Genomic DNA, 22,889 nt, shown 5'->3' with positions numbered 1-22,889 from the left:
TGTAATCCTATGCCAGAACGAGGAAACAAAACGCTCTTGCTCGTCGAAGACGCCCAGGACCTGGCGCAGCTCATCATTCGCGAACTGAAGGCTGATGGCTATGAGGTCCTCTATGCTCCTGATGGAGTGGAGGCCTTGCGCCTGCATGAGGAGCATCGTCCGGCGCTGGTCATTCTGGACTGGATGCTGCCGCGTATGGATGGGCTGGAGGTCTTGCGTCGTCTGCGCCAGCGGGCGCCTACCCCGGTGCTTATGTTAACGGCGCGCGGCGAAGAGACTGACCGCGTGGTGGGCCTGGAGGTAGGAGCCGACGATTACCTGACCAAACCCTTTAGTATGCGCGAGTTGTTGGCGCGGGTACATGCTCTGCTGCGGCGCGCCGAGCTGATTCAGCAGATGCTGCAACGCGATCTGATGCGGGCTGAGCAGCCGCTGACCTATGGACCGCTCTGCCTGGATGCTCAGGCTCACCTGGTGACCCTGGACGGTCAGCCGCTTGATCTTAGCCCAACAGAGTTTGAGCTGCTTCATCTCTTCCTGCGCAGTCCCGGGCGTGCCTTTAGTCGGACCTACCTGCTTGATACGGTCTGGGGCGAGAGCTACGTTGGCGGTGATCGCTCCGTTGATAATACGGTGCTGCGCCTGCGCAAGAAGCTGGGGGCCTTGGGAGAAGCGATCGAAACCGTCTGGGGGGTGGGCTATCGCTGGCGCGCGCGTGGCTCTGCCCGGGAAGGAGGAGAGCGATGAGGGAAGGATGGGCAAACTTCTGGCTGGGGGCCAAACGACAACGCGCTGTAGGCGAAGCGGTGCTGACGGCTCTATTGCTAAGCGGCTTCATCGGTCTGGCGTCTGCCACGGAGACGGGACGTGAGTTCAGTCTGGCGCTATTGGCGCCTTTCGGTTTAGGCTACTTCGCTATGCGGGCCGAGGTGGGACCACCCCCCTGGTGGCGGCGCTGGGGGCGTGACCTGGCCTGGGGGCTGCTCCTCCTGTTTCTGCTCAATGGGCTGCCTTTTCTCCTTCTAAGCCTGCAGGCTCTCTTTGGGGTCAATTTCTGGCCTGCCTATACGGCCGGTTTCCCGGTGGTGCTGCTGGCTACAGCTTTGGTCGATTTGATTGGCTTTATTATCTGGCGTGGATTTCTGCGTCTGCTCTCTCTATGGAGTCACCTGAGGCGCAGACAACTATTGTGGGCCTTGACCCACGCTCACGCTATGCTGGTCCTGCTCGCCGCGGGGCTAGTCATTCTGCTCTTTGATCTGATGGCCCTGGCCAGCCTGAACGATGTGGCGGTGGTGGTCTCGCTGACGATGGTGTTGGGGGTGATTTCGCTGATCGCTCTGCTGGCTGTTATTCCGCCCACTGCTTTCTTCTCCTACCTGGTGGTGCGTCGCACTACGGCCCGCTTGCGCGATCTGGCGGCGGCGGCCCATGCCTTGCGCCAGGGGAATTATACTGTGCGCGTGCCTGTCGAGGGCGAGGATGAAGTAGCTCAGTTGCAGGCCGACTTTAATGCGATGGCCGCTGAGCTAGAGCGCGCCCTCCAGGAGCTGAAGCAGGAGCGCGATACAGTCGCCGGACTGCTCAAGACACAGCGCGAGCTGGTGGCCGCCGTGTCCCATGAGCTGCGTACACCAGTGGCTACTGTGCGCGGCTATCTGGAGGCGGCGCTGCATCGCCTGGACCGCGGAGAGCTGCCGGAATCGTTGCCGCGCGATCTGGAGGTGATGGAGGCTGAGGTGTTACGGCTGCAGAAGCTGGTCGAGGATCTCTTTGCTCTGGCCTGCGCCGAGATTGGACGCCTGACGTTGCGCTGCGTGCCGACCGATGTGGGCGAGCTGGCCCGCCGCCTGGTGGCTGCCCGCGCTCCGTTGGCCTGGCAGAGCGGACGTGTGCAGGTGGTGGCAGAGACCCCGCCTCTGGGACCGCTGGCTCTGGTTGATCCCGAGCGCCTCGCTCAGGCGCTGCAGAATCTGCTGCACAATGGTATTCGCCATACCCCCCCTGGCGGCATCGTATCGGTGGCGGTCTCTCAGGAGGGCGATGAGGTGGTGATCCAGGTGCGCGATACTGGGGAGGGTATCCCTCCCGAGGAGCTGCCTCGCATCTGGGAGCGCTTTTATCAGGCTTCGAGCAAGCTGCGTCGCGATGGCAGTGGGAGCGGCCTCGGGCTGGCACTGGTCAAGGAGTGGGTGGAGGCTATGCAGGGCAGGGTAGCGGCGACCAGTGTGCTGGCCGAGGGCAGTTGCTTTACTCTCTACCTGCCCGCCGTCCGCGCTGAGGCCAGCCCGTCAGCGCAGCGCCAGTCAACGACCCCCCTGGAGCCGGTCTCAGCTCATACTTATGAGTAAAAGGATGTCAGATAGTCAACTCTCTACTAGAGATGTTTCTGTCCATAAAAATGGCGAGAGAGATACAAGCGGCTTCCTTTTCTTGTAGTCTGATTTGTGGAGCGGCCTCTCACTCGGAAATAAAGTACGCGTTTGCAGTGTTTTTTCTAGTAGATGGAGTGAATGCACTGAAACCCGTGCCGATGGTGGTGCGTGTGGCTAGATGAGAGCAGGTCGTACCCGGCTCGCTGGCCTATGGAGAGCGTAGGAGGAGAAAGGGAAAGCAAGCAAGCAGGTTATGGGGAAGAGTGCAAAGCGAGCGAGCGGACGGGTGGGACTGGCCGGCTGCGAGTGCACAGCCCTCATGGAGGTACCTCATGTCTGAGCGTGTCCTGACCATTGCCGACCTCTGTACAGCCATTGCCGAAGGCCGAATCCCTGCCACCGTGAAAGGGTCCGCATATCATGTCAACGCCCTGGAGGTGCGTCGCTATCTGAATCGCTTGCGCCCGCTCCCTTTTATTTCGGTCCGGCGTTCACTTCACTCCTCTCCCGAGTCCGGGCGTCATCGGGCCTCGTAGAGTGACCTGTCTCTCTGCGCCTCTGATTAGCTGGACTGGAGCGCGTCGAGAGGAAGGGCTGAACTGGGCTGCTCTCAGCAGAGTTGCTTTCGTCTCCCGGAAGCACTATAATAAGGGCCGGTGAACGGAACGAGGCAGCGGCGTGAGGCTGCTCATAGTGGCGCCGCTGGTTCACCAAGCACTGAGCTGAATGCTGAAATCATCCGCTGCGGGTGCGAGCCACTGGAGTTCAGAGCCGGATCATCTGGGCTGCTAATCTGTGACTTGCACTCGCTGCCGTAGAAAGGCGTTTCATGGAGCCACTGGAGTCTGATTATACACCGTTACCGAGCCGGCGCCGACGGGCTGCCGATCCAACACGGCGCTACAACTGGCTCTATCTCTTCCCAGCCGTTGGGATTCTCGTCGTACTGCTCTTTGCCTTCGCCGGCCTCTTTCAATTCAGCCTGGCCCCCATTATCGATGGCCTGATGGGGTTCCTGATCCTGCTGTTCGCCCTCTTTGTGGTGACGATCTTTTGGGCCTCCGCGCCCAGGCGCGGCGAGCAGTCTTGACGAGCGTCGCTGGCTGGCGCTCACCCTCTTATCTTGCCCCTGCTGCCGCTACCACTGCTTGTGGCAAACAGCAGGCAAAAAGGGTCACCCTTCTCTGGCTACGCTCGCCTGTCTTGGGCCAGCGCTGGTACATGCGGCTCTGTCTTATCTCAGGCACACTAAGGGCGCTGCCAGTGCCAGCCAGGACCGATGAGCGAGCCAATTCCGAAGGGTGACCCTCTTTCTTCCCTCACAGGAATCTCTCTTGTGGCCTGCTAGCTTTAGCTTGCTGGCTCGTAACGCAAGCTCGGGTCCCTCCCTTCAGCTCCCTTCAGCCTAAAGGCTGCCAGCCTTCAGCCGGCAAGGGCACCCCTGCCCGCTCACCCCAGAGCGCCAACGCGATCAGCTCCGCCGACTCGACCAGCCGAGGCCCTGAGCGGTTCAGGTAGTGGTTTCCATCGATAAGGTAGACGCGTCCCTCACGCACGGCGCGCAGGGCGGGCCAGTAGGGATGCTGCTGGAGGAGGGCCGCATCCTGCCGTGTACGCTCCACGTCGAAGCCGCAGGGCGAGAGAATCAGCACCTCTGGATCAGCCTGGCGCAGCTCGTCCCAGCTCACCCACGGCGCATGCTGCCCACTGGCGCTCAGGACAGGCTCGCCACCAGCGCAGGCGATCAGCTCGGGCGTCCAGTTGCCCGACCCCATCAGCGGGTCAAGCCATTCCAAAACGGCCACGCGCGGTGGCTTCCCGCGCTCAGCGCTGAGGCTGGCACAGCGCTGACGCAGCGCCTCCAGACGTTGCTGATAGCCGGCGATTAGCGCCTCTGCCTCGGCCTCACGTCCCAGCGCGGCCCCCACCCGTCGCAGGTCTTCCCAAACATCGCTGAGACGATAAGGGGCCAGCGAGACGATCCGCGGCTGCAAACCGGTGAGCTGCCGCACCGCCTCACTTACATCGCGCTCGCTGACAGCGCAGACCTCGCATTGGGTCTGCGTCAAAATGACATCCGGTTGCAGCTCCTGAAGACGAGAAACATCGATCTGATAGATGCTCAGAGCTTGAAGCGCGGCTTCGTTGCCACTCCGGCGTGTTCCGGCAAGCTGCCGCACCTGGGCATCGATCCCTGCACTGCTGGTATTGATGTCGATGACGGGACGGCTCAAGGCTGGCAAACGCTGGACTTCAGGCGGATAGTCGCATTCATGAGAGCGCCCCACCAATTGCTCTGTGCAGCCAAGGGCCGCCACCATCTCTGTTGCGCTGGCAAGCAAGGAAACAATGCGCATCGTTGCTCTCTCCCTTCTTCTCTGCCCGTGACAATGTTGCGTCGCTACTCCTGATCGGGCCTATACACTGCTCTCATCATCACATCGGCAGGCAGGGACTGGCGACGCCGCCAGATACAACCAGCAAGCCACTGCCACGAGCGGCAGCAGGGCTATGGGCGTTGTCTCCCTGCGCTCCTCTATGGTATCACAGCAGCGCCAGCGCTCTGCATCACAGACCCTATGCGCCTGCTCTCTCGGCATCCTGAGCCTGCCAGGTCGACGGCACCAGTACACGCAGGCGCTCGGGGGCGATGCGCACAGCGATGGGCGTCTTCCCCTTGACCTCGCCATCTAGCGTCACCTCACAAGGCCCTGTCGGTGTCTCGATTGTCACCCCAACGGCCTGCCAGTGTCGCAAGCCCGGCAGGACCGACAGCTCTGCGGGATGGCGCGCGGGTCCCTCGCCCGCCTCACCCTGCCCACTCTCGCCGCCAGCGAAAAACTGGCCGATGGCTCCCGCGATCTCCTTCCAGTCAGGTCCCTGGACGACCACGATATCGAGCAGGTGATCGGTAATGCTAGAGCCTGGAATGCTCAACTGCAGTGGGCCGCCAAAGATGGGGGCATTGATCACAGCAACCTGCATGACCTGACAGCGTAGCTCTGCCGGTAGAGACGCGCTCTCGCAGGACTGCCCGGCGGTAGGGGGAATAAATAGCCCTTCAAAGCGCAGCACGACCTCAAGCGGCTCATGAGAGCGCAGGGCTTCGAAGGCTGCCACAGGGTAGGTCATGGCCCCGAAGCGCTCCCGCATCTCGCTGCTTGTGGCCAGACGAGCGAATTCAACGTTCAGACCAATGGTCAGGGTATGACAGAAGTAGTCACCCTCGCTCCCTAGAGCCTCAGCCGCAGAATCTGCGGTGGCAGGTGCTGCCGGGAGGGCCATGCCGACGTCGACCGCCGCCTCATGACCGGCCACGATCACCTCAACGGCACCGCTTAGATCCTGGGGAATAGCCAGCGAGCGCGCTGTGTCATTGGCCGTGCCTAGCGGCAGAATGGCCAGCGGCGGCCCCTCTTTGAGAACATGCCTGATCATCCCCCCAACCAGACCATCGCCGCCCGCGGCGATGGCTAGGTCGAGACCCTGGGCGCGCCAACTGGCTCCCTGTGGCGGTAATTCGTTTAAGCTCGTGATCGGCTCAACCTGTACCAGCTCAATATCGGCCTCTTGTAGCAGCTTAAGAGCCTCTTCAAGCTGCGGCGCCCGCCCAGAGTGGGGACTATGGATGACGATTGCTTTGCGTTTGCCCGGCATTGGTTCCTCCCGACTGGTGTGAAGTCGCTTCCTGATGGCTTCGCTGAGGAGTATATACCGCTGATGAGTGGCCTGTAAACATGCGTAGATCTGCCGAGTGTCCCTATCCCACTGGTAGTCTGTCTACTCGCTTGAAAGCTCCCTTGATCGCCCTGGCCCTTGCCACCAGATAAGAAAGTGTCGCTCTTGCAGCCCCGCCCTTTTTGCCGGATAATAAGAACATCATTTCATTTTGGCACCGATGCCCACGCGCGGCGCCCAGCCCAGCGCCCGGCGCGCCTAGATCGCCTACCCGCCGCAGGGTTGGCATCATCCGCGGCTGCGATTCTCAGGAGGTTGAGTCACCGTGTCTGAGTATCAACAGAGATCCCAGGCGCCCACTTCTGCCCCATCTTCGTCTCCGCTTCCGCTTCGCCTGGTTCCGCTCTCGCCTGGCCTGGCTATGGGGCCGGTCTGGCTCTATCGCTCGCCAGCGCTCCAAGAGCAAAGCCAGTCCCAGTCAGCGACCAAGACCGCTGGAAGCAAGCTAACACCAGATCAAATAGCCGAGGAGCAGCAGCGCCTGCGCGCGGCGGTTGAGCAAGCTGTGACCGAGCTGCAGGCCCTGACTGCCCAGGTGGCGCGCACGGTGGGCAAGGAAGAGGCCGCTATTTTTGAGGCTCATCAGCTGATTCTGCAAGACCCCGAGATTCTCGATGCGGCCCTGGAGCGCATCAGTCAGCAGGGCCTCTCGGCTGAGCAGGCCCTGCGAGAGGTTGCCGAGGAAAATGCTCAAGTGTTGGCCGCCCTCGATGATGAGCTGCTCGCGGCGCGCGCTAGCGACGTGCGCGATGCTACCGGGCGCGTGCTGCGCCTGCTCTCCGGCCCTAGAGCAACCTCCGGGGCTTCCCTGCTCCCCCAGGCCGACAGCGTGCGCGAACCAGTGATTCTCGTGGCCGATGATCTCACCCCCTCCGATACCGCGACACTCGATCCGAAGCTGGTCGCCGGTATTTGTACAGTCTTCGGCGGCCCCACGACCCACGCCGCCATTATCGCCCGCTCTCTGGAGATCCCCGCTGTCAGCGGTCTGGCCCCCGAACTCTTTGAACAGCTCACACCTGGCCAGCGCATCGCTCTCGATGGCGGGCGCGGCCTGCTCTATCTCAAGCTGACACCCGAACAAGAGCGAGAATTAAAGCAAAATATTCAAAGGCAGCAGCATGAACGAGCACAGCGAAACCAGCAACGCGAGCACTGGCGCGGGCGTCCGGGGGCCACAGCTGATGGCATCCCTGTCGCTATCTTTGCCAACGTCGGCGATGAGGAGGGAGCCGGGCAGGCTGCTGCGCTGGGAGCCGAAGGCATCGGCCTGCTGCGTACCGAATTTCTCTTTAGCGGGCGGCCTCAGTTCCCCGATGAAAGAGAACAAGAGGCGGCCTACGTACGTCTCTTCCAGGCCTTTGCGGCTGGCCAGCCAGCGGGCAAAACCATCATTGCACGCACACTCGACGCGGGGGCCGACAAGCCCTTCCCTGCTCTGGAGGCCCTCATTGGCGCCTGGCGCGAAGCCAATCCGGCCCTGGGTTTGCGCGGGGCGCGCATCCATCTGCTCCATGAGGAGCTGCTCCGTCAGCAGCTCCGCGCCTTACTACGTGCCGCCCAGGCCACGGGCGTGACACTACACATCATGTTCCCCATGATTGCCACAGTAGAGGAAGTGCGCCGCCTGCGCGCAGTGACGGAGGCGACGCTGACCGAGCTGGAAAGGCAAGGGCTGCGGCTGGAACCAAAGCCGGCAGTAGGCATCATGATCGAAACGCCCGCCGCTGCCTTGATGGCCGATGTTCTGGCGCGCGAAGTTGATTTCTTCAGTATTGGCACCAATGATCTCTACCAATACGTGATGGCGGTCGATCGCACCAACGGGCGAGTGGCCTCCCTCTTTGGGCGTCTAGAGCCGGCGGTCTGGCGAGCCATTGCCCAGATCGCCAGGGCCGGTCAGCAATATGGGCGCCTGGTGGCTGTCTGTGGTGAGCTGGCCGGTGACCCTGTCCTTGGCCCGCTGCTCGTTGGCCTGGGGGTGCGCGAGCTAAGCATGAACCCGCCAGCCCTCCTGGCCGTCAAGGAGCGGCTGGCACGTCAGCCCCTGGCCTACTGGCAGGCCCAGGCTCAGCGCCTCTTGCAAGCTGAGACCGCCAGCGAGCTGCAGCATATGCTAGAATCTATAGCGTAGGCCGGGCAGGCGGCAACGACACGACAGAGGCAGGCAGGCAGGGCCTCACGCTCACCAGCGAGGAGGCGACGGCAGCGAGGCCAGGCTAGATCAGGCCAGTCAACTCTATCCGCCTGGCCTTTTGCTTCTCTGCCCGGCTTCTGGCTTGTTGAGGGCCGGCCTTCTAGAGAGGCGAGCCTTGACATGACAGTCGCGAGCTGCTTGCGATCTACTGAGCTATTAGCTGTGCAAAAGGAGTAGATAGGCATGGGTGTCATCCATCGTCTCCAGTCCCAGGAGCGTGGAGAACTGCGCTGGGAAGGCGTGCCAGTGCGCGCCTATGGGCCGGACAATAGCCGGGCCAAGGACGCGACGCGCCAGATCCTGATTGGCAACGACGAGGGAGCGCAGAACTTTCATCTGCGCTATTTTGCTGTGCAGCCTGGAGGACATACCTCGCTGGACCAGCATGCCCATGATCATGGTGTTTATGTGCTGCATGGGCGGGCGCGTCTGCGCCTGGGCGATGAGGAGCACGAGGTCCGCGCGGGCGATGCCATCTATATTCCCGGCAACGAGATCCATCAATTCTTTGCCTTGGGCGACGAGGCTTTCGGCTTCCTGTGTGTCGTCCCGGCCAAAAGATGAGTGGGCGGGGGCGAGCAAGCGCTATGCGTGCTGTTGAATATCACAGCAACCAAGATGTGCGGGTCGTGGAGCTGCCGCAGCCGACCATTGGCCCTGGTGAGCTGTTGGTCCGGCTTGTGGCCTGTGGCATCTGCGCCAGCGACGTCATGGAGTGGTATATGCGTCCGCGGGCGCCGCTCTATCCTGGTCACGAGCCGGTGGGCATAGTCGAGGCTGTCGGCGAGGGGGTGGAACCGTTCAAAGTTGGCGACCGCGTCTTTGTACACCATCACGTGCCATGCATGGTCTGTCACTATTGCCAGCGCGGCGCCTTCTCGCAGTGCCCGACCTTCCGCGCTACCCGTCTTGATCCCGGCGGCCTGGCCGAGTATATTCGCGTGCCGGCCCCCAATGTCGAGCGCGACGTACTGCCGCTGCCCGCCTCGCTCTCGTTCGAAGCAGCTACCCTGATTGAACCGCTGGCCTGTTGTATTCGCGGCATTGAACGCGCCATGATGCGCCCCGGCGATCGCGTCCTGATTCTGGGGGCAGGCAGTAATGGCATCCTGCTGGCACAGTTGGCACGGCTACGCGGAGCGGTGCGTGTCATGATCGTGGACCCGATTGCCTATCGGCGCGAGCGAGCGCTGGCGGCGGGGGCTGATCTGGCTTTTGATCCAGAGGAGGGGGCGCTCCTGCCGCGTGTGCTCGCCGCCAATGAAGGACGCAAGCCCGACGTGGTCATTGTCACGCCTTCGAAAGTCCAGGCCATGCGGCAGGGCTTAGAGCTGGTGGGACCAGGCGGCACGGTGCTGCTCTTTGCCCCGCCTCCGCCGGAGGAGCAGCTCCCCGTGACACCAAATGAGCTGTTCTTCCGTGAAATCACCTTGCGCACCAGTTACTCCGCTGGCCCTTATGAGACGCGCCAGGCGCTTGATCTGCTGGCTCAAGGTCGGATACGCGCCGAGAGCGTGATCACCCATCGCTTCCCTCTGCACGAGGCCTCACAGGCCTTCCGGCTGGTGGCCCAGCCGGGCGAAGCGCTCAAAGTGGTGATCATGGCTGCGACCCCTCCTGTAGCGGAGGTCAACAGCGAGGTCGGAGCTGAACGGACGGACGGCGGCCGAGCCGGGGCCGGCTCAGGAAACCGGCGGCTGAGCTAGCTGCAAGGTCCTTCGCCGCGGTCGCAGTCCGATCCCCGTTGCATGGCGTTGGCGTCAGCCGGTGCAAGGAAGCACTATAATTCTTCACAGGAGAGGTTGCCGCCACGACGGCCAGGCTTCCCTGGCCTGGCCTGGTCCGTGTGCAGGCCACAGAGCGAACGAAGGCGCGAGCATCAGCTTGCCCTGGGGGGGCAGTTGTCCTACAATAGAACGGTATTCGTCGAATAGCAAGCGAACGATTAACACACATTAGGAAGGCAAGAGGATTGGCTGATGACGACAACTCAGGCACAGACTCAGGTCGAGCAATGGACCAACCTTGCTCAGCAGCTGCGTGTAGATAGTATTCGCTGTACCACTGCGGCGGGTTCGGGACATCCGACCTCATCGCTTTCCGCCGCCGATTTAATGGCAGTGCTGCTGGTCAGCTACCTGCGCTATGATTTCGATAATCCGCGCCACCCGAATAACGACCATCTGATTTTCTCCAAGGGCCATGCCGCGCCGCTGCTCTACGCTATGTACAAGGCGGCGGGCGCCATTTCCGACGAGGAGCTGCTCACGCTGCGCAAGCGTGGCAGCCGGCTAGAGGGCCATCCGACGCCGGTTTTGCCCTGGGTAGAGGTGGCGACTGGCTCGCTGGGGCAGGGCCTGCCGATCGGCGTCGGGATCGCGCTGGCGGGCAAGTATCTGGATAAGCTCCCATATCGCGTCTGGGTTCTGCTGGGCGATAGTGAGATGGCCGAAGGCTCGATCTGGGAGGCCATCGAGCATGCGGCTCACTATAAGCTGGATAACCTGATCGGCATTCTCGACTGCAATCGCCTGGGCCAGCGTGGCGAAACGATGCTTGGCTGGAACACGGCGGCCTACGCTGAGCGAGCCGAGGCCTTCGGCTGGCGAACGTTGGTTATCGATGGGCATAACTATGAGGAGATCGATCGCGCCTATGCCCAGGCCGTGAAGACCGAGGGAGCGCCGACGCTCATCATTGCCCGCACGCTCAAGGGGAAAGGGGTCTCCTTCCTGGAAAACGCCGAGGGCTGGCACGGCAAGGCCCTCAGCAAGGAACAAGAGGAGAAGGCGCTAGCCGAGCTGCCTCATGTGCGCAGCCAGGTCTTTACGGTGCAGAAGCCCGAGGATCGGCAGCCGGCGCGCGCGGGTGAGCGTAAGCCCCTGGAGCTGCCCCGCTATGCCAACGGTCAGGAGGTGCCGACACGCAAGGCTTATGGCGATGCCCTCAAAGCTCTGGGCGCTGCCTATCCCGAGGTGGTGGCGCTCGATGGCGAGGTCAGCAACTCGACCTACGCCGAAGAGTTCGCTAAGGCCTATCCCGAGCGCTACTTTGAGCAATACATCGCCGAGCAGCAGATGATTGCGACGGCCATCGCCATGAGCGTCTGCCGCCGCGTTCCTTTCGCTTCAACTTTCGCGGCCTTCCTGACGCGAGCTTACGACTTTATCCGCATGGGGGCCATCTCCCGGGCTAATATCCGCCTGTGTGGCTCGCATGCCGGTGTGTCGATCGGTGAGGATGGGCCGTCTCAGATGGGCCTGGAAGACCTGGCCATGATGCGGGCCGTCTTCGGCAGCACCGTTCTCTATCCCTGCGATGCCAACCAGACGGCGAAGCTGGTGGCTCAGATGGCTGAGCATGGCGGCATTGTCTACCTGCGCACAACGCGCGAGAAGACGCCCGTGATCTATAGCCCTGAAGAAGAGTTCCCCATCGGTGGCAGCAAGGTGCTGCGCCGCTCTGATAACGATCAGGCGACGATCGTGGCGGCTGGCATCACGGTCCACGAGGCCCTGAAGGCCTATGAGTATCTCAAGTCCGAAGGCATCCTCGTGCGTGTGATCGATGCCTATTCGGTTAAACCGATCGATGAGGAGACCCTTTTCCAGGCTGCTGATGAAACGAGGCAGCGTATCGTGACAGTTGAGGATCATTGGCCAGAGGGCGGCCTGGGTGAAGCCGTACTGGAGGCCTTTACGCAGCGCGCTGGTCCATTGCCGCGCGTAGTCAAGCTGGCCGTTCAGGAGATGCCCGGCTCGGCCAAGCCAGCGGAACAGCTAGAGGAAGCCGGCATCGATGCCCACCACATCGCTCAGGCGGTCAAGGCCCTGATTCATAGCTAGCCTGCCTGCTGTTGCCGCAGCTTCCCCTCATCTGGCTGGCAAGCCAGATTGCTCGTCCGGCTCTTGCTTCCTCTGGCTAACTGGGGGCCGGACGAGCAGCTCTGGCCTGCCCTGGGCCAGAGGGTTAAAGCGGCGAGCGAAGCCGCAGAAGGAGGCGCCAGTGAAGGAACGGCTCACTGGCCCGGAGGGAGAGAGCCATGTCCGCAGAGGGAAGGGAGTTATTGCGACCTCCACGAGCGGTGGTGCTGGCGGTGCTCTTCGACTGGAGCCTGCTGGTGCAACTGCTGACCATGCCGTTTCTGGCGCGCTGGCTCAGGCTTCCTCCCTCGCTCAGCCTTCCCTGGCTTTCACCCGCGCTCAATACCTTGCTCTCCTTGCTCTCAGCCCTCCCGTTCGTCCTATTGCTGGCGCTGTGCGGTGAAGGAGTGCGCCGGGGCCTGGCCTGGGCGCGTAACGTGCAGGTGGCCCTCAATTCCCTGCTCGCCCTGGCGGGACTGGCCGGGATCTATACGCTCTGGCTTGATGCCCAGCGCGGTAACTATTGGCCGCTGGTGACAATAGTGACGCTGGTGGGACTCTCGCCGCTCATCATCTGGGGGCTGTACCAGCCAGCAGCGCGCCGCTGGTTCAGTCCACCTCCTGAGCTGGCCTCAAGGATCAGGCAGCGTCGGGCCAGTGTGCCGCCATCTTGGTCGTTGCTGCTCGCCACGCTGGGGCTGGGTCTGCTGGAAGCGCTGGCGGCTCTCCTGCGCTGAGCAAGAGGAAAAAGCAAGGTCCGCCTGGCTTGACGACAGGCCAAGCGAGGCCATATCATGAGGCCATGTGCTGGGCTGGCATAAGGCGATAGCAGGGCTAGCGCGATCCCTTTCGTTGCCTTACTGGGCCTGTCGCTCGGAGCCAGATCCAGCCCGCGCTATGGCGGCTGCGAACGCGAGAGAAGGCGAGAAGGAGTGAGGCCGTCAGGAAAGCGCGAGAAGAAGGCCCAGTCAAAATTATCAGCTTGAATGGGGCAGTGAGTGAGTCAGGAGACAGAATCGCTGGAGTGGCGTTCAGTCAAAGAGGCGCTGGCCGGCTTTTCGGCTGAGGCGGTGCGCTCGGCCCTCAGACGAAAAGCGGCGGTTGTGGCCTACACTGATGGGGCTTGTATCAAGAACCCGGGCGGCCCCGCCGGCTGGAGCGCGATCCTGGTGCCGGTCGAGCGGCTCGACATGCCGCTGACCGACATACCTGTCGAGCGCATTGAGGCGCACGGCCATATTCCTCCTTCGGCGACAACGACCAACAACCGGGCGGAAATCGCTGCCTTGCTGGCCGCCTTAAGCCTGGCTCCCCCGGATCGCCCGCTCAAGATCTGGAGCGACAGCCAATACACGATCAAGGTGGCGACGGGGGACTACAAGGCGCGCATGAACCCCGATCTGTGGCAATTGTTCCGCTGGCTGGTCAACCATCGCACGGCGCCTTTGTCCTTTGGCTGGGTGCGAGGCCATGCCGGGCAAGTACTCAACGAGCGTGCCGATGAGCTAGCTGGCCTAGGGGCCTGGCAGGACGATCGCGCCGCTTATGAGCAATGGCTGCGCTCACAGCAGCCCGAGGCGCGCTCTGGAGTCAGAGCCGGGACCGACCGCGGCGGGGGAGAGCTGGCATCGGCAGATGAATGGCGGCCGTCGGCGGCAGAGTTGGCGCATATGCGTGATCAGGTCCAGGAGCTGCTGACGCTCCTGGAGAGCGGGCGCATCGCCCTCAAAGATAACGAGCGCCAGTTTCTGTACAATATGGCTCAGCGTCTGCGCTACCCGGACTTCGTCCCGACAGCAGGCCAGCGCAATTGGCTCAAAGGTCTCTCCGCCCGTGCTCGTCGGGCGCTCTGAATGAAGCCTGTAGAAGAGCGGAGCTGAAGCCACGCGCTGGGCAGCTATGTCAGGGCGTTTCGACTGCTGACTTTTATTGGTTCCCTTGTGGGAAGGATGGTGTTGTGTGATCAATCGGCATGTAGTAGAGCGCTTTACTTTCTTGCTAAAACTGGTGAGGCCGCCGGTGGGGCTGGCCTTTGTCGACGAGGTGCCCCCAGGCATTGAACATACGACGGTTGGAGTTCCTTCGGCCTGCACCTTCTGGCGCCTGGCCGAGCAAGGCGTCTTTTATGCCACCGCTGCTGATCATCAGCAGTGCCCCATTGGCATGATCACAATGGGCTTTCTCGCGCCCACGGCCCTGGACGAACGTGCGCGGGCGCTGGTGCAGACAATGGCGAACGTTGGCTACTTCTCTCCCGAGGAGCTGCGCAGTCTGCCAGTGGTCGAGAAGAAGCACACAGCTATTATCTATGGGCGCCTTGACCGCTTTCCAGTAGAGCCAGATGTCGTGCTCGTGCTGTTAGATGCCCATCAGGCTATGCTGGTAGCCGAAGCTCAGGGCGCGGTCAACTGGCTGGAAGGAGGCCAGCTTGCCTTTGGGCGCCCAACCTGTGGCATCATTCCGCGCACGCTGCGCACCGGTCAGCTCTCCCTCAGCTTTGGCTGCGTAGGGGCGCGCACCTACGTGGGTATGGAGCCGTCGCAGATGGTGCTGACCCTCACAGGAGGCCGCTTCGCTGAGCTGGTCGCGCGCCTGGAAGAAAGCGTAGCCGCCAATGAGGCTCTGGCTCCCTTCCATGCCCAGCAGAAGGCGAACTGTCCCGCTTAGCGTTGCAACGCAGGCAAGAGCCTGTCTTCTCTTCTCTGGCTGGCGCTCGTCCTGCAGACCTGACGGAAGCCTGTCCGCTGCCGGGCGCCAGCGAGCCTCATACCTCAACTGGCGAGAAAGGACAGACGGCGATGTCTCCCTCGATACCCAATCACGTGCGCATCCTCTTCAATCGCCGCGTACCAATGCGTGATGGGGTCACACTGTCCGCCGATATCTATTTGCCGGCCCAGGGACAGGGACCGTGGCCAACCATTCTCCTGCGCACGCCCTATTTGAAGGCCCAGACGCGGGTAGCTCAGCAAGCCTTGGCCTTCGTGCCGCACGGCTATGCGTTTGTGGCGATGGATGTGCGAGGGCGCGGCGACTCTGATGGCGAGTTTCTACCGTATCGCCAAGAGGGGCCAGATGGCTACGATGCAATCGAGTGGTGTGCCGCGCAGGAGTGGTGCGACGGCAATGTTGGTACGCTGGGGGCCTCCTACGCGGGCCGCCTTCAGTGGCTCGCAGCCCTGGAGCAGCCACCTCACCTCAAGGCGATGGTCGTCCTGGTTACGCCCTCCGACCCCTTTGTAGAGACGCCAACCGGCCTCCCCAGCCCGATGCATCTCTGCTGGGAGCACTATGTCAGCGGGCGCGTCAATCAGCCGATGGAACTGGTCGATTGGGAGCAGGTCTACTGGCATCTCCCCCTGTTGACAATGGATGAGCGGGCTGGGCGCTTCAATGCTCACTGGCGCGCGCAGATCGCTCATGCCTCACTCGATGACTACTGGCTGCCCCTCTGCTATCAGCGTCGCTTCGAAGAGCTGGCTGTACCGGTCCTCCATATTTCTGGCTGGTACGACGACGAGCAGATCGGCACGCCCCTTAACTACATCGGCATGACCACCCGGGCCGCTACGCCCGAGGCCCGCGCGAATCAGCGCCTGATCATGGGTCCCTGGGGCCACCAGGTGAACGCGAGCCGCAGACTGGGAGACATCGACTTCGGCCCCCAGGCCCTGATCGATCTCGAGGCCGAAGAGCGTTCCTGGTTTGATCGCTTCCTCAAGCGACGAAGCCAGGAACCGCCGCCCTCGCCCGTGCGCCTCTTCATTATGGGGGCCAACTACTGGCGCGATGAGCACGAGTGGCCGCTGGCGCGCACGCGCTGGACGCGCTTCTATCTGCACAGCGGCGGCAGAGCGAATAGTCGCTTTGGCGATGGACGCCTCTCCCCTGAGCCGCCGTCGGGCGAGGAGCCGTATGATTGCTACTACTATGATCCGGCGCGGCCCGTTCCCTTCATCACTGAGCCAACTTCGGCTCAGATTGGCGGACCCGACGACTACGCTGCCGTCCAGCGCCGCGATGATGTCCTCGTCTATGTCACTGAGCCGCTGGCGGAGGATGTGGAGGTGAGCGGTCCCGTGCGTCTGGAGCTGTATGCCTCCTCATCGGCGCCCGATACGGACTTTATGGCGATGCTCCTCGACGTCTGGCCCAGCGGCTACCGCCAGCGCCTCTGCGATGGCATGGTGCGCGCCCGCTTCCGCGAGGGCATGGAACGCCCATCCCTCATTGAGCCGGGCCGCATCTACCGCTACGAGATCGACTGCTGGAACACCGCTCAGCTCTTCAAGGCGGGCCATCGTATCTGCCTGCAGCTTAGCTCTAGCGCCTTTCCCAAATACGACCGCAATCTCAATACGGGAGCGCCTTTGGGTCTCACCAGTGAGATGGTCGTGGCTGAGCAGCGTATCCATCACGATCGGGCCCATCCCTCGGCGCTGATTCTGCCAATCATCCCTTCTTCAGCGGAGGCGCCGCAGTGAGCGAGCAAGTGAGCGGCACCTTGACAAAGCCCAGCTCGTGCAAGATCATAGAGGGCAAAGATGCCAGGAGAGCTGGAGCCAAAGGGGCCGTCGACCAAGGCCGGACGCCAGTACTGGCGCTGACCAGCGTCGGAAGGCGGAGGGTGGAAAGAGAGGAAAAGGGCCAGCCCACAGGTAATGCTCGCCTTGTTATGGGGGAAGAACAGTGACTACGATTAAAAGAGAGCCAAAGGCGCAGGAACAGAGCACAACTGCCCACCCGGAGTACCTGCCGGAGAGCGCTCAGGGAGAGCGAGAGCAGGAGCGCGAAGAGCGCAACCCAGGCATACCGCTCGACTTAGGCTGGCTGCGTGAAGTGCGCGTCAATCGCAGCGCCGTTGAGCGGCGAGCTGCGACTTTGCCGACCCGGCGCACTGTCAAACGCGAATGGCAGGCCGCCTGGTTGTTACGCGCCATTACCTGTCTGGACCTGACCACCTTAGCCGGCGACGACACGCCTGGCACCGTGCGCCGGCTCTGCGCCAAGGCGCGCCGCCCCGTGCGTAGCGAACTGCTGGAGGCTCTGGGCGTGCCCGAAGAGCGCATCCAGGTCGCGGCGGTCTGTGTCTATCACAATCTGGTACCAGTCGCCGTGGCGGCTCTGCGCGGCACCTCGATCCCCGTTGCGGCGGTCTCCACGGGCTTTCCCGCCGGGCAGATAGCCCTTGAGCAGAAGCTAGCCGAAATTGCAGCTTCCGTGCGAGCTGGGGCCCGTGAAATCGACGTCGTCATCTCGCGGGCCCATGTCCTCACCGGCAACTGGCAGGCTCTCTACGAAGAAGTGCGCGCTTTCCGGGCCGCCTGCGGCGAGGCCCATATGAAAACCATCCTGGCGACGCACGAGCTGGCCACCCTGCGCAATGTCGGCATGGCCAGCCTGGTCTGTATGATGGCGGGCGCTGACTTCATCAAAACCTCCACTGGCAAAGAGGCAGTGAATGCTACCCTGCCAGTCGGCCTGGTCATGGTGCGCGCCATTCGCGACTACTACGAGCGAACCGGCTATCGCGTCGGCTTGAAGCCCGCTGGCGGCATCCGCAGCGCGAAAACGGCTCTCGACTGGCTCATACTCATGAAAGAAGAACTAGGCGACGAGTGGCTCAATAACCGCCTCTTCCGCATCGGCGCCAGCGGCCTGCTCTCCGACATTGAGCGTCAGCTCTCCTACTTTGTTACCGGCCACTACGCTGCTGCTCACTATAATCCCCTGGTCTGAGCGTGGGCGGCGGCGGCTTGGGCCGTGCGCCCGCCACAACAGCGAAAGCGCCACCGGTGGCCGGGGTCGCCTAGCTGATCAGCGTCGTATAGACAACAAGGCGCAGGCGCGTCTGATGCTCGCTGGCGATCCAGTCACCGGCACAGGTAATCAAATTGAGGTAGCGCCCGCTTGTATCGGCAAAGATCTGCTGGAGCGGCGCGCCAGCGGGTGGATAGAAGGCCAGGGAGCGTACACGGAAAGACCGCCAGCGTCCCTGAGCATCGAGCACCTGGACGCTGGCGCCCGGCTGCAGCTCGCGCAGGCGCCAGAAGACAGCCGGGGCTCCTCCTGGGCGGTCGAGATGGCCATCGATGACAGCGCTGCCGCGCTCGCCCGGACGCGGACCGAGCTGGTACCAGCCCACATCGTCCCAGGGCTGGCGCGCCGGTACCGCCAGCTCTCCGCTGGCCGTCACCCCTACCGGCTCAATAGCCGCATCGACCCCAATGGCCGGGATGCGCAAATGCACGGGCTGCCCTGGCGCCTGCCCGTTGCCTGTGCGCGGCGAGATATCGGGCAGCCTGGCCTCTCTGTACGCTAGTGGTCTGCCATCGCGCACCTGGCTGACCACCGTAGCGGTCTGCCCGCAGCCGCTGATCAGCCAGAAACACACCAGCACAAGGCCAACCCAGGTCAGCCTCTTCAGTCTGCTCATCGCCTGCTGTAGCTGAAAGCATTCCCCACTGCGCATAGTGAAGAACTGTATGTCTGGCCCCGCAGCCGCTCGCGATGACCGCCGAAATCGGCGCTTAGCCTCGGCTGCGCAGCACCAGGGCCGACGAGCCACCGATCACCAGTAGCAGGAGAGCCAGGACCAGCGGCAGCCCCAGCGGTACACCCCCCGCAACAGAGGGAGAGGCGGACGGATCGCTCCCCGTGTCCGGTAAGCCAGGGGTGCCCGCCACCTGGCGCGCCACCAGCTCCAGTTTCGGCAGACCTGCCGGTAGGCCAATACTGAAGATACTGGTAATCTGATTCGCCGGAACCTCTAGATTCAATTGCTGAGAAATGTTCCTCTGGGTCAAATCTACATCAAACGTATAGCGTCCCGGAGTCAGCAGCGTATAATCGCTGGCCTGCAGATAGCCCAGATCTTTAATCAGAGGGGTACCATTGGCCAGCAAGGTTGCCGGACCGCTCTCGGGAGACAGATGATAGAAGCGCAGCTTTGCCTTACCGGTCACCAGGCTATTATCCTCCTTGAAGACCACCAGTGACAGGCCGGTCGCCTGCACCCCGATAGCTGCCACCGTATAGGCGAAGCCCGGCTCTACCGAGAGCGTCTGCGTAATCACCGCCGCGTCGGGTCCCTTACCGATCACGGCCACCTGGACCTTATGCGGTCCCGGGGGAATAGCCAGGTAATCGGTCACGGTCCCGAACTGGAAATTGCTCAAGGCGCGCTGCCCATCGAGAAAGATATCGGCCACGCCGATATCGGGCGAAGCGTGCATAATCCGCACGAAAGCTGAAGGCGAAGCCGCAGCCCTCTGGCTGGAGCCGAGGCCTGGCGCCCAGCCGAGTGAAATAAGGCAGCATGCCATGAGCATGAGCAGCCGAACACTGCCCGGCTTGAGGTGACGATGCGCGCTGTTGCTCATAGACTCTCCTCCTGAGATCAACCTGTCCCACCTTTTTCTTGGGTAAGAGACGGATGCGCTTTCCGGTAGTAAAACGAACAAAGATGGTTAAGAGTAAAGCGAACTTGTGGCATCAGTCACGCTACTTCACTTCTCAGCGCGCGCTCGCACAGCAGGCCAAGACCCTGCCTGGGAGGCTGTGCCTGGCCCGTAGCTGACTCAGGTGACTCTACTCATAGCCTCTCTGCCAGGAAGGGCGCCACGCTGAGGACAAGCAACGTGAGCGCTTCAAAGAGCTGGGCAAAACGCCCGGAAGGTGGCCCGGTGAGCCAGGCCAGGCCGGATACCAGGAGCAGGCAAAACGGGGGAAGGCCCGCGCTAGCCCGCTGACCGAAGAAACGCCCCTGCGCATCCCGCAGCGTGAAGATGCTCGCCAGATAGAACGCCGTCCCGGCGAGAGAGAGAAAGATGGCTGGTACTGTTCCCACTCTCTGAAGAAGCAGCAGAGCTGAATTCAGCCCAAAGAGCACCATGCTGGCGGCCAATCCTGTGACCGCCAGGCTCTGAGCCAGGACCAGGCCCCTGGGAATACCAGGCTTTGTCTCCGCTAGCCGCAGAAACAAGCATCCGCCAAAGATAGCGTGTCCCAGCAACAGAAGGAGCAGGCCAGGCCCAGGCCACCGTTGCAACAGAGCCAGAGCCAGCCCCCAGCTCGCCAGTGCAGGCCCTAGCAGCAGGCTGCCCCACCTGACTCGCGCCCGGGCAGCCTCAAGAGCTGTACTCGCACGGTGCCGCCGTCGCTTCCTTTGCCGCTGAAGGGCCTGGTATGCTGGATTTCGCTTGAGCAAGCGGGCTCGTGCCTGGAAACGGGCGGCCTCCGCTGGCAGTCCCTGCTCTTGCAGCGCCCGCCCCAGGGACTCGTACGCGCGAATCGCGCTCTCATACATCCACATAAGCTCTTCATGCTCTAATTGATCATTAATGGGGGCCGATTCAGCCCTGCGGAGGCGAGGAAGAGAGAGCAGCTCTTCATCGCCGAGCGTACTGACCTGCTCCCAGTCGATGGCAGCCAGACGGACTAGAGACCAGGGAAGGCCCGAGACCAGCGCACTCCCATGCTCAGCGTCCTGCAGAAGGACGCCCTCCAACCTGGTATGTTCATCGATCCGAGAGCCACGCAAATCGGCACCTGCCAGACGTGCCTGGCGGAGATCTGTACCGCGCAGGTCAGCGGCCAGGCGCGCCCAACAGAGATTAGCCCCCTGAAGGAAGGCTCCCCGCAGATCGGCCAGCGTGAGATCGGCTTCTTGCAAAACGGCCTGACTAAGATCTGTGCCCTGCAAATTGGCGGCGCTCAGATCGATGCCCGTAAGCGCAGCGTGGCGAAGATCGGCACCGCTCAGATCCGGCCCCTGGCCATAGATGGAAGAAGGGAGCCGGAAGAGGAGAGGCTTTTCCTGCAGGCGCCAAAGGTTCCAGAAAGAGACGCCCTGTCTGAGTATCTCCAAATGTTCTGAATTACTCATTTGTCAGCCTCCGTGCGCAAAATAGGAGCAGTCAGATCGTCTTCCGAAAGGCCCCTGTGATAGCCAGGCAGATAGCATGAGTATACCCGCCAGCATCAGCATATAAACGTTAGTGGGCGGAGCAATTGCATAACTCTTGTTGATCTATCGATCAGCCCGTATAATGGAGCAAGTATTGTCGACAAGCGTATCGCTAAGCTGGAGTCTGCGATGCAGAGAACACAGGCCAGGCTGAGGACGGGGTCAATCATTAAAGATCCCGCTCAGACCCGCTATCGTGTCGAAGCCTGCCTGGGCACGGGGGGATTTGGATCGGTCTACCTGGTAACAGAACTGCGAGGCTCTGGCAGGCTCTTTGCTCTCAAGGAGGTTGTCACGACCACTGAGCGCGAGCGGCGCAGCCTGGCGCTGGAGGCGAGCCTGCTCATGCGCCTGCAGCACCCCGCTTTACCGCGGGTCTATCGCCTTTTTGACGATGTGCGCAGCCAGCGCAGCTATTTAGTGATGGATTATATCCGCGGCGCCAATCTGGAGGAGCTGCGGCGCCTTACACCTGGCTGGCGTATTCCTCTGGTGCACTTGCTGACAACACTAGAGCCGGTGGTCGATGCGCTTGATTATTTACACAGTCAGCAGCCGCCCGTCATCCATCGTGATGTCAAGCCTTCGAACATCATTGTGCCCGCCGCCGGTCGCGGAGCCGTTCTCGTTGATTTCGGCCTGGCCAAGCTCTATGTCCCCGATGGTATGACGACAACCCTCCGCCAGGGAACGCCGGGCTTTGCTGCCCCTGAGCAGTACGGCGGGCACGGTCGCAGCGATATACGCACCGATGTCTATGGCCTGGGGGCCACGCTCTATACGCTGCTGACCGGTCACCTGCCCTGCGATGCCTTTGAGCGCGTGCTGTTGCTTCAGAACGGGGCCGAGCGCGATCCGCTCAGGCCCGCTCATGAACTGGCGCCCGAGCTACCGCAGGCCGTCAGCGAAGATCTGCAGCGGGCGATGGCCATCAATAGTCAGGAGCGCTTTACTGGGGTGCGCGAATTCTGGCGCTCGCTGGTGAGTCATGCCCAGGCCGAGCCTGTGGAGGTGACCACGGATCGTCAGACGGCTACGCCAGCCCTGGAGGTCATGGCCGCTTCGACCGAGTTATTCCCAGAACGTAAGGCCCTGGAAGGCCGCCAGCGGCAGCCTCTGCGGCGGCGCCTGGTCCTCAGCAGCCTCGTTCTGGCCCTGGTGCTGACCCTGGTTGCCGGTGCCTTCGTTATTGGATTGAGCGGCTCGCTGCGCTCGCTGTTCGCTCGCTCATCTTCTTCGCCGCTCTCTGCCGTTCAGGCTCAGGCCACGGCCAGCGCTCCGGCTCAGGTGCCGCTGGCGGGCGAGGCCTATCCCTACCCGGCCCTTTTCGCCGACTATGTGGGGACTGCTCAGGATCTCTTGACGAATACACGCACTCCTCTGGTGCTGTCGCGCGTGCAGCAGCATCAGGAGCGCTTCTCGGGCTTCTTCAGTGGGCTGGGCCAGAGCGGGCCTTTCACGGGCACCTTGGACCGGCAAGGATCGATTCATTTTACAGTGCCAATCTATGGGGGAAAGGCAACGCTGGTCTTTGAGGGCATGATTAAAGTGGGCAGCCAGATGGCTGGCAGCTTCGAGGTTCACGATGAGAATAACCACTTCACTGGCGAAAGCGGCCTCTGGTCCCTCTCTCCCGGCCTTCCTCATAATGACTAGGAATCCGGCTTGCTGGCTCGCTCGCCTGGCGACCGGCCAAGCGGCAAGGCTCACGACGCTCGATATTGTCTTATAGTCTAGACACTAGACGG

19 protein-coding genes are annotated in these 22,889 nt (G+C 62.3%); 14 read left to right on the top strand and 5 right to left on the bottom strand.

Features of this window, described 5'->3' with window-relative positions; all coding sequences use genetic code 11:
- Positions 1–9: 9 nt before the first annotated feature.
- From AC6H1L_RS03380 to AC6H1L_RS03365, 4 genes are all read left to right on the top strand, one after another.
- Entirely contained in the window at positions 10–747 is a 738-nt protein-coding gene (locus AC6H1L_RS03380; protein ID WP_497600144.1) for a response regulator transcription factor, read from the top strand.
- The gene (locus AC6H1L_RS03375) at positions 744–2,351 is read left to right on the top strand and encodes a sensor histidine kinase (protein WP_497600143.1); all 1,608 of its coding nucleotides are present in this window, start codon (positions 744–746) and stop codon (positions 2,349–2,351) included. The genes AC6H1L_RS03380 and AC6H1L_RS03375 overlap by 4 nt, the downstream gene beginning before the upstream one ends.
- Positions 2,352–2,707: 356 nt before the next feature.
- On the top strand, positions 2,708–2,911 hold the full coding sequence (locus tag AC6H1L_RS03370) for a hypothetical protein (protein WP_497600142.1): 204 nt from the start codon (positions 2,708–2,710) through the stop codon (positions 2,909–2,911).
- Positions 2,912–3,204: 293 nt separating this feature from the next.
- Positions 3,205–3,465 carry a hypothetical protein gene (locus AC6H1L_RS03365; protein ID WP_497600141.1) on the top strand — a complete coding sequence of 87 codons (261 nt, stop codon included), beginning with the start codon at positions 3,205–3,207 and terminating at the stop codon, positions 3,463–3,465.
- Between the two features lie 310 nt (positions 3,466–3,775).
- Here the strand turns inward: AC6H1L_RS03365 and AC6H1L_RS03360 are convergent, their stop codons facing one another.
- Positions 3,776–4,732 carry a cobalamin-binding protein gene (locus AC6H1L_RS03360; protein WP_497600140.1) on the bottom strand — a complete coding sequence of 319 codons (957 nt, stop codon included), beginning with the start codon at positions 4,730–4,732 and terminating at the stop codon, positions 3,776–3,778.
- 220 nt (positions 4,733–4,952) lie between these two features.
- Entirely contained in the window at positions 4,953–6,032 is a 1,080-nt protein-coding gene (locus tag AC6H1L_RS03355; protein ID WP_497600139.1) for a diacylglycerol/lipid kinase family protein, read from the bottom strand.
- A 346-nt stretch (positions 6,033–6,378) separates the two neighbouring features.
- Between AC6H1L_RS03355 and ptsP the strand changes: the two genes are divergently transcribed.
- From ptsP to deoC, 9 genes are all read left to right on the top strand, one after another.
- Positions 6,379–8,247 (top strand): phosphoenolpyruvate--protein phosphotransferase, encoded by a 1,869-nt coding sequence (ptsP, locus tag AC6H1L_RS03350; RefSeq protein WP_497600138.1) that lies wholly within the window; start codon positions 6,379–6,381, stop codon positions 8,245–8,247.
- Between the two features lie 246 nt (positions 8,248–8,493).
- Positions 8,494–8,874: a cupin domain-containing protein gene (locus AC6H1L_RS03345; protein WP_497600137.1), complete on the top strand. Its 381-nt coding sequence runs from the start codon at positions 8,494–8,496 to the stop codon at positions 8,872–8,874.
- A 23-nt stretch (positions 8,875–8,897) separates the two neighbouring features.
- Entirely contained in the window at positions 8,898–10,016 is a 1,119-nt protein-coding gene (locus AC6H1L_RS03340) for a zinc-dependent dehydrogenase (RefSeq protein ID WP_497600136.1), read from the top strand.
- Positions 10,017–10,289: 273 nt separating this feature from the next.
- Entirely contained in the window at positions 10,290–12,155 is a 1,866-nt protein-coding gene (locus tag AC6H1L_RS03335) for a transketolase (RefSeq protein WP_497600135.1), read from the top strand.
- Positions 12,156–12,352: 197 nt separating this feature from the next.
- Positions 12,353–12,910 carry a hypothetical protein gene (locus tag AC6H1L_RS03330; RefSeq protein WP_497600134.1) on the top strand — a complete coding sequence of 186 codons (558 nt, stop codon included), beginning with the start codon at positions 12,353–12,355 and terminating at the stop codon, positions 12,908–12,910.
- A gap of 261 nt (positions 12,911–13,171) precedes the next feature.
- Positions 13,172–14,026, top strand: a complete 855-nt coding sequence (locus AC6H1L_RS03325) for an RNase H family protein (protein ID WP_497600133.1) — start codon at positions 13,172–13,174, stop codon at positions 14,024–14,026.
- 106 nt (positions 14,027–14,132) lie between these two features.
- Positions 14,133–14,840: a DUF169 domain-containing protein gene (locus AC6H1L_RS03320; protein WP_497600132.1), complete on the top strand. Its 708-nt coding sequence runs from the start codon at positions 14,133–14,135 to the stop codon at positions 14,838–14,840.
- Between the two features lie 131 nt (positions 14,841–14,971).
- Entirely contained in the window at positions 14,972–16,657 is a 1,686-nt protein-coding gene (locus AC6H1L_RS03315; protein ID WP_497601497.1) for a CocE/NonD family hydrolase, read from the top strand.
- A gap of 268 nt (positions 16,658–16,925) precedes the next feature.
- Positions 16,926–17,912, top strand: coding sequence for a deoxyribose-phosphate aldolase (deoC, locus tag AC6H1L_RS03310; protein WP_497601496.1), 987 nt, complete (start codon positions 16,926–16,928; stop codon positions 17,910–17,912).
- A gap of 70 nt (positions 17,913–17,982) precedes the next feature.
- Here deoC and AC6H1L_RS03305 read toward each other — a convergent pair whose 3' ends face one another.
- From AC6H1L_RS03305 to AC6H1L_RS03295, 3 genes are all read right to left on the bottom strand, one after another.
- On the bottom strand, positions 17,983–18,609 hold the full coding sequence (locus AC6H1L_RS03305) for a class F sortase (RefSeq protein WP_497600131.1): 627 nt from the start codon (positions 18,607–18,609) through the stop codon (positions 17,983–17,985).
- Positions 18,610–18,703: 94 nt separating this feature from the next.
- Positions 18,704–19,555, bottom strand: a complete 852-nt coding sequence (locus AC6H1L_RS03300) for a DUF4397 domain-containing protein (RefSeq protein WP_497600130.1) — start codon at positions 19,553–19,555, stop codon at positions 18,704–18,706.
- Between the two features lie 212 nt (positions 19,556–19,767).
- Entirely contained in the window at positions 19,768–21,060 is a 1,293-nt protein-coding gene (locus tag AC6H1L_RS03295) for a pentapeptide repeat-containing protein (RefSeq protein WP_497600129.1), read from the bottom strand.
- A 210-nt stretch (positions 21,061–21,270) separates the two neighbouring features.
- Between AC6H1L_RS03295 and AC6H1L_RS03290 the strand changes: the two genes are divergently transcribed.
- Positions 21,271–22,797, top strand: a complete 1,527-nt coding sequence (locus AC6H1L_RS03290; protein WP_497600128.1) for a serine/threonine protein kinase — start codon at positions 21,271–21,273, stop codon at positions 22,795–22,797.
- Positions 22,798–22,889: the final 92 nt, after the last annotated feature.

It is taken from the genome of Thermogemmatispora argillosa (assembly GCF_059696725.1).
The sequence above is the reverse complement of the archived record's forward strand: the minus strand, read 5'-3'. Positions and strand labels throughout refer to the sequence as shown.

Bases quoted from the DNA above. Each gene is read 5' to 3' on its own strand.
- AC6H1L_RS03380 (WP_497600144.1), top strand. From the start codon at position 10: ATGCCAGAACGAGGAAACAAAACGCTCTTGCTCGTCGAAGACGCCCAG.
- AC6H1L_RS03375 (WP_497600143.1), top strand. From the start codon at position 744: ATGAGGGAAGGATGGGCAAACTTCTGGCTGGGGGCCAAACGACAACGC.
- AC6H1L_RS03370 (WP_497600142.1), top strand. From the start codon at position 2,708: ATGTCTGAGCGTGTCCTGACCATTGCCGACCTCTGTACAGCCATTGCC.
- AC6H1L_RS03365 (WP_497600141.1), top strand. From the start codon at position 3,205: ATGGAGCCACTGGAGTCTGATTATACACCGTTACCGAGCCGGCGCCGA.
- AC6H1L_RS03360 (WP_497600140.1), bottom strand. From the start codon at position 4,732: ATGCGCATTGTTTCCTTGCTTGCCAGCGCAACAGAGATGGTGGCGGCC.
- AC6H1L_RS03355 (WP_497600139.1), bottom strand. From the start codon at position 6,032: ATGCCGGGCAAACGCAAAGCAATCGTCATCCATAGTCCCCACTCTGGG.
- AC6H1L_RS03345 (WP_497600137.1), top strand. From the start codon at position 8,494: ATGGGTGTCATCCATCGTCTCCAGTCCCAGGAGCGTGGAGAACTGCGC.
- AC6H1L_RS03340 (WP_497600136.1), top strand. From the start codon at position 8,898: ATGCGTGCTGTTGAATATCACAGCAACCAAGATGTGCGGGTCGTGGAG.
- AC6H1L_RS03335 (WP_497600135.1), top strand. From the start codon at position 10,290: ATGACGACAACTCAGGCACAGACTCAGGTCGAGCAATGGACCAACCTT.
- AC6H1L_RS03330 (WP_497600134.1), top strand. From the start codon at position 12,353: ATGTCCGCAGAGGGAAGGGAGTTATTGCGACCTCCACGAGCGGTGGTG.
- AC6H1L_RS03315 (WP_497601497.1), top strand. From the start codon at position 14,972: ATGTCTCCCTCGATACCCAATCACGTGCGCATCCTCTTCAATCGCCGC.
- AC6H1L_RS03305 (WP_497600131.1), bottom strand. From the start codon at position 18,609: ATGAGCAGACTGAAGAGGCTGACCTGGGTTGGCCTTGTGCTGGTGTGT.
- AC6H1L_RS03300 (WP_497600130.1), bottom strand. From the start codon at position 19,555: ATGAGCAACAGCGCGCATCGTCACCTCAAGCCGGGCAGTGTTCGGCTG.
- AC6H1L_RS03295 (WP_497600129.1), bottom strand. From the start codon at position 21,060: ATGAGTAATTCAGAACATTTGGAGATACTCAGACAGGGCGTCTCTTTC.
- AC6H1L_RS03290 (WP_497600128.1), top strand. From the start codon at position 21,271: ATGCAGAGAACACAGGCCAGGCTGAGGACGGGGTCAATCATTAAAGAT.